The sequence below is a fragment of the Sphingomonas glacialis genome (assembly GCF_014653575.1).
GTDB lineage: Bacteria > Pseudomonadota > Alphaproteobacteria > Sphingomonadales > Sphingomonadaceae > Sphingomonas > Sphingomonas glacialis.
Map to the genome: position 1 here is coordinate 1 of NZ_BNAQ01000001.1, position 13,370 is coordinate 13,370.

13 protein-coding genes are annotated in these 13,370 nt (G+C 66.7%); 3 read left to right on the forward strand and 10 right to left on the reverse strand.

Annotation, left to right across the window (positions count from 1 at the left end; genetic code table 11):
- On the reverse strand, window positions 1–494 hold a 494-nt coding region (locus IE187_RS00005; protein ID WP_229839151.1), incomplete at its 3' end, for an alpha/beta fold hydrolase.
- A gap of 609 nt (window positions 495–1,103) precedes the next feature.
- On the opposite strand from IE187_RS00005, the gene IE187_RS00010 reads away from it, so the two are divergent.
- The 3 genes from IE187_RS00010 (at window position 1,104) to IE187_RS00020 (ending at window position 3,845) form a co-directional block, all read left to right on the forward strand.
- Window positions 1,104–1,961 (forward strand): hypothetical protein, encoded by an 858-nt coding sequence (locus IE187_RS00010; protein WP_189674597.1) that lies wholly within the window; start codon window positions 1,104–1,106, stop codon window positions 1,959–1,961.
- A gap of 373 nt (window positions 1,962–2,334) precedes the next feature.
- A complete protein-coding gene (locus IE187_RS00015) occupies window positions 2,335–3,324 on the forward strand; it encodes an MlaA family lipoprotein (protein WP_229839152.1) in 990 nt (329 codons plus the stop codon).
- Complete coding sequence (locus tag IE187_RS00020) at window positions 3,321–3,845, forward strand: cytochrome b (protein ID WP_189674598.1); 525 nt, start codon at window positions 3,321–3,323, stop codon at window positions 3,843–3,845. Before IE187_RS00015 ends, IE187_RS00020 begins: the two co-directional genes overlap by 4 nt.
- Here the strand turns inward: IE187_RS00020 and IE187_RS00025 are convergent.
- The 9 genes from IE187_RS00025 to IE187_RS00065 all read right to left on the reverse strand — a co-directional run bounded on the left by IE187_RS00025 (window position 3,769) and on the right by IE187_RS00065 (window position 13,321).
- Complete coding sequence (locus tag IE187_RS00025; protein ID WP_189674599.1) at window positions 3,769–4,755, reverse strand: hypothetical protein; 987 nt, start codon at window positions 4,753–4,755, stop codon at window positions 3,769–3,771. The two genes, IE187_RS00020 and IE187_RS00025, sit on opposite strands and share 77 nt — an antisense overlap.
- Window positions 4,752–5,351 (reverse strand): class I SAM-dependent methyltransferase, encoded by a 600-nt coding sequence (locus IE187_RS00030; RefSeq protein WP_189674600.1) that lies wholly within the window; start codon window positions 5,349–5,351, stop codon window positions 4,752–4,754. Before IE187_RS00030 ends, IE187_RS00025 begins: the two co-directional genes overlap by 4 nt.
- Entirely contained in the window at window positions 5,348–6,013 is a 666-nt protein-coding gene (locus IE187_RS00035; protein WP_229839153.1) for a tetratricopeptide repeat protein, read from the reverse strand. The genes IE187_RS00030 and IE187_RS00035 overlap by 4 nt, the downstream gene beginning before the upstream one ends.
- A 14-nt stretch (window positions 6,014–6,027) precedes the next feature.
- Window positions 6,028–6,789, reverse strand: coding sequence for an SDR family NAD(P)-dependent oxidoreductase (locus IE187_RS00040; protein WP_189674601.1), 762 nt, complete (start codon window positions 6,787–6,789; stop codon window positions 6,028–6,030).
- Window positions 6,776–8,869: an AMP-binding protein gene (locus IE187_RS00045; RefSeq protein ID WP_189674602.1), complete on the reverse strand. Its 2,094-nt coding sequence runs from the start codon at window positions 8,867–8,869 to the stop codon at window positions 6,776–6,778. The genes IE187_RS00040 and IE187_RS00045 overlap by 14 nt, the downstream gene beginning before the upstream one ends.
- Complete coding sequence (locus IE187_RS00050; RefSeq protein ID WP_189674603.1) at window positions 8,866–9,408, reverse strand: thermostable hemolysin; 543 nt, start codon at window positions 9,406–9,408, stop codon at window positions 8,866–8,868. The genes IE187_RS00045 and IE187_RS00050 overlap by 4 nt, the downstream gene beginning before the upstream one ends.
- 77 nt (window positions 9,409–9,485) lie before the next feature.
- Window positions 9,486–11,804, reverse strand: a complete 2,319-nt coding sequence (locus IE187_RS00055) for a TonB-dependent receptor (protein ID WP_189674604.1) — start codon at window positions 11,802–11,804, stop codon at window positions 9,486–9,488.
- Window positions 11,764–12,702: a FecR family protein gene (locus tag IE187_RS00060; RefSeq protein ID WP_189674605.1), complete on the reverse strand. Its 939-nt coding sequence runs from the start codon at window positions 12,700–12,702 to the stop codon at window positions 11,764–11,766. Before IE187_RS00060 ends, IE187_RS00055 begins: the two co-directional genes overlap by 41 nt.
- Before the next feature lie 70 nt (window positions 12,703–12,772).
- The gene (locus tag IE187_RS00065; protein WP_189674606.1) at window positions 12,773–13,321 is read right to left on the reverse strand and encodes an RNA polymerase sigma factor; all 549 of its coding nucleotides are present in this window, start codon (window positions 13,319–13,321) and stop codon (window positions 12,773–12,775) included.
- Between the last annotated feature and the right edge of the window lie 49 nt (window positions 13,322–13,370).

Here is a 13,370-nt window from a genome sequence, read left to right on the forward strand (position 1 = left end):
GAGGTGACGACGATGCGGTCCATGAAGTCGGGATACGTAACCGCCCATTGGAAAGCCTGCTCGCCACCCATCGAAAATCCCACGATCGCGCGCAGATGCCGCACGCCGAGCGCATCGCCGAGCAAGCGGTGCACTGCTGCGACATTGTCGCGGATGCTGGTGACCGGGAAGCGTGGTCCGTCGAACGGTGCGGGTGTGTTGCTGGGCGAGGAGGATTTGCCGTTGCCGAACAATTCGGTAGCGACCATGAAATACTTCTTTGGATCCAGCGCCTTGCCTGGGCCAATCAGCCATTCGTAGCCATGCGCATCTGCCATGTAGTGCGACGGCAACAGCACGACGTTGTCGCGCGCGCTGTTGAGTGTCCCGTAGGTCGCGTACATGACCTTGGCCTCGGGCAAGACCTTGCCGTTCTCAAGTGCAAAATTCTTGATCAGGAAAGCACGCCTGTCTCCGTCGGCCGCCATCGCCGGCCCCGCCGCCGCCGCCGCCAATATCAGAGCTAGGAAGCTCGCTAGGACTCTCAGCATCGGGTTCGCCTCAACAGGTTCGGTTGCGTGACTTTACCGTTTTTACACGTGCGGACGACGTAAATCACGACATGGATAAGTAGGGTCTTTGAAGATCGAGCGGAGCGCCGCTAAACGTCTGAGTCTGGGTCATTGCAGGCAACAATGTAGCGCCGATACCGACCGCCTCCTTTCGTTCCAGTGGGATCCTTAGATGACCGTCATTGCCATATTCTTGTACTTTCGGACGGTTATCGAACTTCGCAACGATTGCGGGGACGTGCAGTGCGGACAACGGGTAACAGCGCGCTCGCGGTAATTGTCGTATTCACGGCGACGTCCGCCGGCGCCACAGCCTTGACGCAAAGCGATCCACCTATTTCGGACTCTTCTGACAACAGCACGGACATCATCGTGCGCGGCCGCCACGTCCGCGGAAGCGCGGTTGGCTCGATCGAACCGATCGCGGTGCTGGACGAGAATGCGCTCAAAGGCTTGGGGGGTGACGACGATCAAAGACGTCCTAGCGCGGCTCAAGGGGATCGCCACGTCGGCTGCGGGTGGAGATCCCGCGGCCTGCTGAACGGACGGCGCGTGTCGGGCGTGGAGGACCTCTACAGCCTTCCGTTTGAAGCGATCGAGCGGACGGAGATTTTGTCGGAGCAGGACGCCGCGCGGTTGGGCTTCCCGTCAACTGTGCGAGTGATGAACTTCATCACCAAGAAGCATTTCCGTGCGCTGTCGGTCCATGAAACAGCCGGCACTACCACTGAAGGTGGTGGCGGCACGCACTATGCCGAAGTTAATGCGACGCGGATCAATGACGGCCGCCGCTTGTCGCTAACTGGATCGTACACGCATCAGGACAACATCCTGCAGAGCAGCTGGTCGATCCTTCCTGATCCCGCCGTGCCGTTCGCGCTTCAGGGCAACGTTACGCGCATTGGAGGCGGCAGCATCGATCCCGCGCTCGACGCACGTGCCGGGCGCGCAGTGATGCTCGCGGCGGTTCCGCCCGATGCGCAGGCGCGCCGTAACCTATCCAGCTATGCGGCGGCGGGGCAGGCGATGACCGACATCGGACCCTATCGAACGCTCCCGCCGAGGACTGACCAACTGCGGTTCGACGGCACGCTTGCAGTGCCGATCAAGACGATCGATCTGTCGTTTAACCTCTCGGCGCAGCAGAACTGGACGGCCGGGTCGAACGGCTTGGCGGCGGCCGCGATCACGGTTCCAGCGGGCCTGCCGGCTTTGCCGTTCACGACGCCTGTCCTCGTCAATCGCTATTTGCCGGGTATCATCTTGCGGCAGCAGGGGCAGGCATCGACGCTGCACGGCGGTATGACCGCGCAGGGCGGCGTCGGGCGCTGGGCGTGGAACGCGTCCGCGCGCTGGCCCATGCATGCTGTCGATCAAGTGCGCGCTTTGGGCCGTGCACGCGACCGTTAGTTTACGGGCGAAGCTCGTGAAAAGTTGGATCTAACGACGAGTGTCCCATCGCTTGCCTCAACGGTGTCGAGTGATCGCAGCCGCTACAGCAGCAATGGTAAAGCGGGCGTGCGAATCTTTGGTCGCGCTATGTCAGTGAGCGAGCGGCCGAGAGCGCAAAAGCCAGGTCGACAGCCGAATTGCAGCACTTCGGTCGAAGAAGCCTGCGGCAAATAAGTTTCGAATGGTTGCGCGCCGAGCTCACGACCACTGGGGTGGCGACAGGCAATCGGCGTCATGGGTATGCAATGCGGAGAGTATCCATGATTGAGTGCCGGGAAGACACGTTAGGAAGCCCGCCAGGGTCGAGCGCAAGACAGCCGAGAACGAGCGCGTGACCGCAGCGTTGCTCGCCGCAGCGTTGGTCTTCGCGCAAGGGCCGGTCGGTGCCACTCCCGCGAACGTGAGCGGCTTCTCCTCCGCTGGCGAATGGCAACAACCCAGATCGACAGATCTGGTGGGCAGCGAACGCACCTTCGCAGCCCCGAATGTTTCGAGCGAGGCCGGTGCCGACCGAAGGTCAAGTGCCGACCAGGGCGACATCGTCGTGACTGGCAGGAAGGGAAGACCAGACGACCCCTTGGCTGGCGTCAACGCGAAAGCGTTCGAGGCGACACAGACCATCGATCAAGCCTTGGTCGGGCCGGTCGCGCTCGCCTACAAGAGAGTTCTCCCGTCGCCCGTGCGCAGCGGATTGCGCAATTTCCTGTACAATCTCCACGAGCCCGACGTGTTCGTGAATTACCTTCTGCAGTTGAAGCCAGGCAAGGCTGTGGAAACGCTTGGGCGCTTCGCCCTCAACAGCACGCTGGGGGTAGGGGGGCTCGTGGATGTTGCAAAGCGGCGGCCCTTCAAGCTGCCCCGCCGTCCCAATGGCTTTGCCGACACGTTCGGGATTTACGGCATCAAGAACGGCCCCTTCCTCTATGTACCGCTGATCGGCCCCACGACGCTGCGCGATTTAGTGGGCGGAATGCTCGATCGTTTCGTGCTCCCCGTCGCGGTGGGCAGCCCGTTCAACCAATTGGCATTCTCGGTGCCGGTCGGGGTGCTGAGCACGCTCGATCACCGCGCGGAATTCGACGATCAACTCCACGTCCTGCATGACGGCGTCGCCGATCCCTATGCGACATCGCGCGATTTCTACCTGCGCCGGCGCCAGCAGGAAATCGACCATATCCGCGGCAAGGCGGCCCAGTCGCCATCGACGCCTCCGGCAGACGCGGCAGCTCATGTCGACGCTGTGCAAACCCCGAGCGCGCAGACTCTGGTGGCGCCCGGCGACCGAGATGGACAGACGACGAAGACGGGAGATGGCGCATGAACGAGACGATCCGCACGGAGCGATACAGCGCCGTCGCTCGGCTGCTGCACTGGTCGGTGGTGGGCCTTGTGGCGGTGCAGTTCGCGATCGCCTGGACCATGCCTGATATCGGCCGCGGAACCGAGCCGGTTGGGTTGATCGCCTGGCATCTTTCGTTCGGCGTAGCGATTCTGGCGGTGATGCTGGTGCGGGCGCTATGGCGTCTGAGCCGCCGCGAACCGCCGCCGCCGGTGGCGCTGCCTGCGTCCTTGCGGATCGTATCGCGCGTCACGCATGCGCTGCTGGTCGCGCTGCCGCTGCTCGGCTGGGCCAATGCCTCGGCGCGCGGTTGGCCGGTCACTTTGTTCGGCATCTTGCCGCTTCCGCCGCTATCCGCGACCGGGTCGCCGCTTGGCCGCCAATTGGGCGACGTGCATCAAGCCGTCGCGATCGGGTTGCTGGTCGTCATCGGGCTGCACGTGTTGGGTGCGCTGTATCACGGCGTGATCGTGCGGGATCGAACCCTCCAGCGGATGCTCTGAGGCGCGGCACGCGCCATCCGCCGGGAACCGCGCGGCGGATCTTAAGCCCGGCGGGAAGCAGGGTCGCGGCCGCCAGGAAAAGGGCGAGCAGCGTCTCGGTCGCGGTAATTCCAAGCGCCCCGCTCGCCGCCGCGACGGTCGCCGCGGCGCCCGCTTTGCCGATCAGGGCGACAGAGCCGGCGAACAGCATGTCCTTGCCCGGCATCAGCGGGACGCGCGAGAGCAGTTGGCGGATCGTCAGAAACAGCAAGCACGTGCCCCACCCCAATGTTGGCTCGGCCGCCCGCCAAAGCGGTACGAGCAGCGCCAGCATCGCGACCGCTCGCACGACATGAACGCTCCCGACAAACAGCGCATCGCGTCCCGACATCCTGAGCAGGCGTCGACGAAAGCCGACCATCGCCAGGCTCGGAACGACCACCAGCGCTATGGATAGAGAGATATGGGCGGCGCCCAAGCCGAGCGACTCGAGTCCTGGGCCCAGGGCAAATGCCGCGATAAGACCGATCGTCACGACATTGCCGACCAGAGCCGACAGCACTGAAACGTCCTTGATCGCGTGCAACGGTGCGTCGATCCGCTGTCCTCGTGCCCACGCGAACAGGTAAACGTCGCCCGAATAGCTGAACATCACTTCATTGCTGATGAAGCGGCGGGTCAGCACGCCGAGCATACCCTTCCGTCTTCCCCATAGCCGCCGGAAGATCACGAGATCGGCGAGCGGATGCACCAAAACATAGCCTCCTGCCGCATACCAGAAGCCGGGCGACGCGCGCAGCAGCGCGCTGATCCCCGAGACAGGCAATTGCCGGAAAGCGAAGATTGCCACGCTGAACCAGCTCAGCGCCAGCGCTGCGCGGAGGATCGCCCCGCGATGCCGGGACAGGGTCGACTGCAGCGAAGCGATCATCGATCGATCGTACCGATGAGGCCGCGCACCCCGAACCCGGCATCGACCGCGCGAATCGTCGCCGTGGCGCCGAGCATCTCCGAAAACTGCTCTGGGGTGAACAGACGGTGCGTCCCGGTCTCGTGCAACCCGATGCGGCGCAGGGCGGCGGCTTCGGTGACGTAGACCGCGATCCGGCCGCCTGGCCGGACGATGCGCGCAAGCTCGGCGAGGACCGCCTGATCGTCCTGCCAGAAATAGGCGACGTTGGTGGCCAAGATGCGATCGAAGCGCGCGTTGGGGAACGGAAGCGCGTTGAAATCCGCTACCGAAAATCGCGCCTCGGGGTGATGCTGCTGCGCCCGCGCAATCATCTCCTCCGCATGATCAAGGCCGTGGACGGCACCGCCTGCCGCGGCCGCCTGCAAAGCCGCGATGGCATCGCCCGGACCGCAGCCCAGATCGAGCACCGCGTCGCCCGCCCGCACGTCGAGCGCCGCGATGGCGAGCGCGGTCGGGCGACGGTTGGCGAGCCGCATCGCCTGCGCGACGACGCGCCCGCCCAAGCCTTGCGGCCGTGCCAATTGTCGGCCGAGTGCCGACGCGACGGCGTTCATGCGTGTCGGAGCTTCGCGTCGATCTTGCCCAGCAAGGCGCGCAGCTCCGCGCGGCGTCCGGCATCCCAGACCGGGCGCGCGGCGTTGACGGGGGCCTGGAGCGCACGCTGGGCATAGACCTTCGCGTCGGCGGGATGCCCCTCGTCGTTCAGAAAGTCGGCGTAGAAGAAATTGTTGTCGAGCCCGCGCGGATCCTGCCGCAGCGCGGCTTCGAGCAACGCGCGCGCCTTGGGCGTGCTGCCGAACCCGACCGGGAAGCCGGGGACGCGGTAGTAGAGCACGCCCAGGCTCATCTTCACGCCGCCATCGGCGATGTTGGGATCGATCGCCTGCGCCCGCTCGAGGATGCCCTTGGCCGCCTTGGCGAGCCCGAGCTGACGGAACACGCTCGCGCGCGCCGCCTCCTCGCTGGTGACGATGCCCTGCCACAGCAACGGCTCGGCGCGCCCCGGGAAGCGCGCGGCGACCTGCGCGGCCTGTGCGGCGAGGACATCGAGCTGGCGGTATTGCTGGTCGCGATCGGTAACTTCGTAGCGGATGTGCGCCCATTGATCGTTGATGCGCTGCACCGCTGCGTCCATCTGCGGGTTGTTGCTAGCATGCGCGACGCTCGAGACGGCGAGCAGCGTGCATAAGGCGGCGGCGAGACGAAGACGGCGCATGGGAAGCTCCTGGATCATGGTTCGACGAAAAGGGTGCGCGCGGTCGCGACTTGCTTGGCGAGGCCGCGGTCGATCAGGCGTGGTACCGCGGCATTGAGCTGGGTGAAGACGCGTTCGGGCATTCCGATCGAGACATCCGTCGCGCGCCGTTCGATCGCCGCGACGATCGTGTCGGCAACGTCTTCCGGGCGGTCGGCGGCCATCCCGCTCAGCGCCATGAAACGCTCGATCGCGGCGGTGTTGAACGCAGTGCGAACGGCGCGCGGCGCGATATAGGTGATCGCGATATTGCGCCCTGCAACCTCGCGCCGCAGCGCCTGGCTGAACGCCTTGAGGCCCGCCTTGGCGCTCGAATAGGTCGTGAAATAGGGATAGGGCACCGCGCCCATCACCGATCCGATATTGACGATCTGACCGTCCCGTCGCGCGATCATCTGCGGCAGCACGGCACCGCTCACGATCGCGGGCGCGACGAGGTTGACCGCATAGCCAAGCGCGATGCGGGCTGCGCCCTGCGCGTCGAGCGGGCCGAAATATTGCAGGCCGGCCAAGTTCACGAGAATGTCGACGTGGGTCGCGGCCAGCGTGCTCGCCAGCGCCTCGAGCGCATCGGGATTGGACAGGTCGCACGCAAAGCAGTCCTGGCATGCCACGGCATCGACCCGATCGACGCCGATGACATGGGCACCCGCCAACCGGAGCCGCTTCGCCACGAGCGACCCGATCCCGCCGGCGGCCCCGGTCAGGACGACGCGCTTCCCCTCAAGCCGCGACACGCATCGCCTCCAGTTCGATCCCGGCGAACAGACCGCCGAACAGGCCGAACATCGCGCGCGCCATCGCGATGATCGCGGCCTGGTCGCCGGGATCGTCGATCCGGTTCATCAGGCGTTCGAAAAACAGCATGTGGTCCTGGTCGAGCGCACCGTGCGAGGTGAGATAATGGAACGCGCCTTCGGGCAGTCCGAGCGACGCTTTCACCGCGCCTGCGCCGTGGCTCGCCATCGCGATACTCGTCCCTTCGAGCACATAGACCATGCCGAAGAACGCCGCCGGGTTACCCTCGCGGATCGTGCGATAGGCGTGATCGACCATTGCCTTGGTCGCGGGGGAGGGGGCGCTCGCTGCGGCACCTGCGCGATTGCCCCCGGCGGCGGCGATGTCGTCGAGGATCCACTGTTCGTGGCCGGTCTCCTCCTCGATATACTCGTCGAGCGCGCGCACGAGCGTCGGGCGCGCAGCGAGCCGTGCGCGTGCTTCCTGCATCAGCGGGACGGTGTGGCGGACGTGATGATACGCCTGGGTGAGATAGGCGATATAGTCCGGCACCGAGATCCGGCCGGTCAGCCCGGCGATCAACTGCGGCGTCATCGCGAAGCGCGCTTGCGCCTCGCGCGTCTCGGCGACGAGGCGGTCGAAGAAGGGCTGCTCGGCGGCGGCGTCGCGATACGGATAGGCCGTATCGATCGCGGCGCGGCGGAGCCGACCGTTGCCAGTGAGCAATCCCGCGGAGGGCAGGAACGGCGGTACGATCTGCCACGCGCCGACCCGCGCATATGCCGGCAAGGTCAGGTTCGCCGTGGCGACCGCTGTGGCGATATCGGCATCCGGTGTGGCCGGCACGATCAGCGCGTCGAGGGTCGCGCGTCCGTCGCCGCGGACCATGACCTGCGCGATCGCCGGATCGGCCTTCAGCACGCCTTCGACCCATTCCGGCGAGACGTTGCGCCCATGGCTCGTCACGATCAGCGCCGATTTGCGGCCCTCGATCCAGAGCCTTCCCACGTCGTCGATCCGACCGATATCGCCGGTCGCAAGCGGGCCAGGTGAACGAGGCGCGCCGACGGTGCCGAGATAGACCGGCCCGTCGATGAGGATCTCGCCATCCTCGGCAAGGCGGATCCTGTTCGCGCCGATCGCCCGGCCGACGCTGCCGCGCGACCCCGTTGCGCCGTCATCGAGCGCGACGACCGAGGCGCATTCGGTCAGGCCATAGCCTTGCCGCACGGGCAATCCCACGGCTGCGGCGGCGTCGAGCAGTTTGGGCTCGATCCGCGCGCCGCCGACCGCGACGAGTGTCAGGCGCGGGAGCCGCACGCCGCTCGCGGTCATCGCCGCGACGAGGCCCGCCAGATATTCGGGCACCAGGATCAGCGAGGTGATCGCGTGTGCGTCGATCGCGCGGAGCATCGCGCCGAAATCGGGGCGGAACGGGTCGGCCATGCCGACCGCCGCTTGCGGCAGGGCGACATAGGTGCCGCCGGCCAGGATCGTCGCATAGAAACCCGCGACGTTCTCGAGCAGGATCCCCGGCGGGAGCAGCGGCAAGTGTCGACCGGCATGATCCGCGCCCAGTTGGGCCACCACCGCACCCGCGACTTGCGAGAGATGGTCGAGCGACAGGCATATTCCCTTGGGATCGCCGGTCGACCCCGAGGAAAAGGTGATCCGCGCGGTACCTTCGGGCAGCGCTGCGGCGGTGCGCACTTTTCGCGCGGCGGTGAACGAAAACCCGCCCTGCGGATCGCGCACGAGCGCAACCGGCCCGCTGATCAGCGCCGCCGCGCCGGCGTGGTCGAGTGCGGCTTCGACCTGTGCCGGCGTGAAGAACGCCGGCAACGGGATGGTTGGAATGCGCGCTTCGATGAGTGCGAGGTCAAGAAGGCATTCCGCAACGCCGTGGTCGACGCGCGTCGCAACGGGGCGGCCTGCTTCGAACTCCGCCGAAACGAAAGCCGTCAAGCCAGGCAAAGCATCCGCCAAGGCCCGCCAGCTCAGCGGCTCTGCGCCGTCGAGTGCCAGCCTGTCGGGTCGTTCTGCCGCGTGGCGCAGGATCGCCTTCCAAAGGTCGCTCACGAAAATGTCCTTCGCATCGAGTTTCGGTGGAGTTTCTCGCGACACAGCGCGACGTCGCCGGCGCACAGCATCGGGTCGGAGTCGTAATACTGGCCCCAGCGCGAGGCCTCGGCCGCCACCGCTTCGATCCGCGCGGGGGCGATAACGACGATCGGCAGATCGAGCCGTGCGAACATCGCGCGCAGCGGCTGTGTCAGGACGGCGACGGCAATATCCGCCTGGCCCTGCAGCGCAGCGGCGGCCTCGCGCCACAGGGCGATCGTCGCGGCGGGGCGGTGCGAGGCGTGGTTGCCGATTTCAGCGATCCGATCGCGCGCGATGCTGCGTCCGAACCGCTCGCTGAGCACGACCTCGATCGGCTCGTCGATATAGCGCTCGAGCAGCAACGCGCCGGCGTCGGCAGCGCGGAAGCCCAACACGGCCTGTGGCGCCTCGGGCTGGCCGACGCTCAGATAGGTCGGATAGTCGGATGGCGGAAAGGCCGCATGGACTGCCGCATAGCGGTCGGCAATCAGGGAGCGAATGGCCGTATCGTGCATGAACACCTCGTCGATGCACGAGAGACGTCACGCATGGCCGGCCACCCTACCTTGGCGGTCGAGAGAAATCGTTCGGGCTAGAAACTTCGGCGTACCGAAAGCGATGCGGTCCTCGGACGGACGGGGGTGCGCTGCGGCGCGGCCGTCACCGTGAACGGATTGCCGAACGCGAAACTGTCGGCGCGGGTATCGCCCGCATTGTCGAGACCGGCGCGGATTTGCCACGCGGCGATCTCCGCGCTCAGCGATCCCGAAAGCAGCAGGATCGGGCTGCTTTCGCGGTCGAGCGCGGGATCGAAACTGAGCCGCGTCTCGCCGATATAGCTTGCGCGCCCGGTCGCGCGCAGCTGCCACCGGCCGAGCCTGAGCGCGTAGCTTGCCTCGCCATGCGCGCTGGCGTCGGGAATGATCGGGAGCCGGCGGTCGGGCTCGACCCCAGGAAGCGCGCCGGGATTGATCCGCGCGTGCTGGAGCAGCGTTCCGGCCGAGAGCGAGATGCGTCCTGCGGGCCGCCACTGCAGGCTGAGATCGATCCCGCGATTGCTCGCATCGCCGGCATTGCGCGTCGAGATCAGGCCGTCGGTGGCGAGATAGTCGGCTTGGACATGCGCCCAGTCCGACGCGAACAGCCCGAGATCGAGCGACATGCGATCGTTGGGCGACGACCAGCGGACCCCAAGGTCATAGGCCTGCAATTCGTCTGACTGATACGAGGTCGGCGACGAAGGGCCGACCGACGTCGTGTCTACCCCACCGGGACGCAACGCGGAGGCATAGCGCGCGAACACCAGCAAGCGCGGATCGTGCTGCCAAGCGATCGTCGCGCTCGGGCTCGCGCGGACGATCGCACGGCTGATGGTGCCGCCGATTGAGCCCTCCGCCCGTTCGTCATCGACCGAAGACCGGAAGACGCGGACACCGGTGCCGACACGCAGCCGATCGGACAGATGCCAAGTCACCTCGCCGAACATAGCGGCCTCATCGACGCTGCGGGTGACGCGGAGCACCGGCACAGTGGTCGCGCCGACCAGCGTTCCGGTCGCGGCGGTTTCTGCGGCGAGCAGCGCTGCGCCGCCGAGCCAATCGAACCGTCCGGCCGAGCCGGTCGCGCGTATCTCGCCGGTATAGACACGGTAGGTTCGCGCATCGCGATAGGACGCAGGCGCGGTCCCGCCGAGCAACCCGGCCTTGGACGACGCATCGTAGGTGGCGTTGACCTCCTGCGACGTGGCGCTTGCGACCGCGGTGATCCGGGCCCCGCCGATCGACCCATTCGCCGTCGCGCTGACGAGCGATATCCCGGTTTCCTGCGGCTCGCGTAGTCGCGGGGTGCGCGTCAGTGTGTGCGGCGCTTCGACATATTGGCTGTCGGCAACCGACGAGTCTTGGGTGATTCCCTGAAGATCGACGATCCAGTCGCCAAATGGCCGGGCGCGCACCGCGATCCGGCCACCGCTGGTCTGCCCGTGATTGAGGTCGCGCGTGCCGTCGGTCGAATTGATCCAGCCGCCTTGCCCGATCCGATAGCCGACCAACCGGATGGCGAGCCGGCCGGGTACGAGTGGGAGATTGACAACGCCGTCGAAATCGCCGGCGCCTCTCCCGTTTTGCGTCGCGCTGCCGCCGCTGCGGAGCGATCCACTGGCGCGCATGAGGTCGGGCTTGGCCGGTACGAGCCGATACACGCCGCCAAGCGCGCCGGTGCCGTAGAGCGGCCCCTGCGGACCTTTGAGCACTTCGACTTGCGCCATGTCGATCAGGCGCAGATCGGGGTCCGGCGCGTCGTAGGTCACGCGCGATTCATCGACCTGGACGCTGACGCTCGATTGCCCGAAACCGTCGAACGGGCTGTCGGCGATGCCCCGAATGAACAGCCGGTTGCGCCCGGAGCCGAGATTGGTGACCGAAAGGCCGTTGATCGATGCGGCGAGATCGCGCGTGCCGGGTGTATCGCCGAGAGCGGCTAGGCGTTCGGGCGTTGCTATCGCGAGCGGAATTGCCGCCGATGCCAGAGTTTCGCGGTGTTTGGTCGCGGTCACCACGATGTCGTCATGCTCGGCGGCCTCGCGCGCAGCCAGTGGGGAAATGGCGCGCGGGGAGCGTATGACCTGGCGCGGCGCGCGTTCGATCCGCCAAAGATCCGGACCGACGCGGATCGCCCGCAGCCCGGTGCCGCGCAGCATGTCTGCGAGCGCCGCGGCCACCGACATGCGGCCATGGACGCCGCGCGTGAGCGTGGTACCCAGCGGAATGTCAGCCCCGATCGAGGATCCCGACTGGCGCGCCAGCGCGGTGATAGCGCGGTCGATTTGCCCTGCCGGAATATCGAGCCGCAGCGTCTGCGCGCGCGCCGGGCTAGTGGTGGCGGCGCTCCAGCCGAACGCCAGCACCAGCATGGCGCGCCTCGAGCCCGATGATCGTGGCCAGCGCGTCCGCAGCTTGCGTTCCTTTTCCAATCTTCAACGCCCCCGAGAAACGGAGATTGGCGATTGCGGGATCGACCGTCGTTTCGGCTCCCGCATAGCGCGTGATGTCGCTTGCAACCAGCGCCAGCGGCGCATCGGCATAGACGAGCTGCCCGCCACGCCAGCTCCCGACGCTTTCGGCGGCGATGCTGGTTAGCGTGACGCTCCCCTGTTGCCCGAGCAGCGCCCGGCCTTGCACCAGCGTGACCGGCGTATGCAGACCCGCTGCCGCCACGGCGATGTGGCCCTCGGCCACCGCGATGCGGCCCTCGGCCACCGCGATGCGGGTCGTTGCACCATCAACCGCGATATCGAAACGTGTCCCGATATCGCTGATGCGGTAGCGCCCGGCGGTGATCGACAGCGTCCGGTCGGCACGGTGCGGCACATCGAAATAGGCTGTACCGTTGAGCGCGAGCAGTGTTTGATCGCCGTGCTGCGCGACGAGACGGCTATGCGGCGCGAGCGTGGCGCTGCTACCGTCGATCAACGCAATCGTGCGCGATGTCGCGTCGGTTTGCCAGGCAACGTCGGCGGCTGGCCGCGGCAGAGCTACAACGACGGCCAGCGCGGCCGCCATCGCACCGCCTGCCACCACCGCCCAGCGCCAGCGCCTCGGTTCACGCTGGGCCGGGGCAGGGGCGGCGAGATGCGCGACGATGGTTGCGCGTTGCGCGACGATGTCGTCATCGAGCAGCGCGATGCGGTCGAACGCGGCGCGGTGGCGCGGGTCTGCTTCGAGCCAGATGGCAAAGCCGTCCCAATCCATGTCGTCGGCATCCTGCGCCGCGTGCCATTGTGCCGCGCGTTCCGTGATATCCTCGTTCATTGCATCACCTCGCCGCAGCCTTTGCTGCCGCCGCTCTCTGTTCCATTGCCAAGACGGCGCGGCGTGTCGTTCACCCCAGTTCCCCTGCATCGAGCATCCGTCTCAGATGCGCCATCGCGACTGCCATATGCTTTTCGACGCCCTTGCGGCTGATCCCGAGCCGTGCTGCGGTCTGGGCATGGCTGAGGCCGTCGAGCTTGTGCAGGCGGAGCGCGCGGGCGGCGCCGGGGGGCAGCCGGTCGATCGCCACAGCGAGGCGCGCGGCGTCCCCGCGCGCGATCAGATCGGTTTCGGCGGCTGGCTCTGCGTGCGGTTCGGGGCCGTTGGAGCGCTGGCCCTGCTCGACATCCGCCCAATCCTGCTCGCGGACCGCGCGCCGTCGTCCCGCGCGGAGACGGTCGAGGACGAGGTTCTGGGCAACGCGGTACAGATAGGCACGGCCGTTGCCGATCGGTCCGGACGGCACCGATCCGATTTTGAGCCACATCTCCTGCACAACGTCTTCTGCCTCGGCGGCGCTACCGGTTCGGGCAGTCAGAAAACGTACGAGGGCAGCCCGGTGCTGGATGTATAAAGCCGCAAGTTCGTCGCTGCCGTCGTCCACACTGCCTTCGCTCAAACGACTGACCTTCCGTTGTTTGAGCTAGCATGGCGGATGGCTCGAGGCG

Coding starts and splice junctions, on each gene's coding strand:
- IE187_RS00020 (WP_189674598.1), top strand. CDS start 3,321: ATGAACGAGACGATCCGCACGGAGCGATACAGCGCCGTCGCTCGGCTG.
- IE187_RS00035 (WP_229839153.1), bottom strand. CDS start 6,013: ATGCGCCGTCTTCGTCTCGCCGCCGCCTTATGCACGCTGCTCGCCGTC.
- IE187_RS00030 (WP_189674600.1), bottom strand. CDS start 5,351: ATGAACGCCGTCGCGTCGGCACTCGGCCGACAATTGGCACGGCCGCAA.
- IE187_RS00055 (WP_189674604.1), bottom strand. CDS start 11,804: ATGCTGGTGCTGGCGTTCGGCTGGAGCGCCGCCACCACTAGCCCGGCG.
- IE187_RS00025 (WP_189674599.1), bottom strand. CDS start 4,755: ATGATCGCTTCGCTGCAGTCGACCCTGTCCCGGCATCGCGGGGCGATC.
- IE187_RS00060 (WP_189674605.1), bottom strand. CDS start 12,702: ATGAACGAGGATATCACGGAACGCGCGGCACAATGGCACGCGGCGCAG.
- IE187_RS00050 (WP_189674603.1), bottom strand. CDS start 9,408: ATGCACGATACGGCCATTCGCTCCCTGATTGCCGACCGCTATGCGGCA.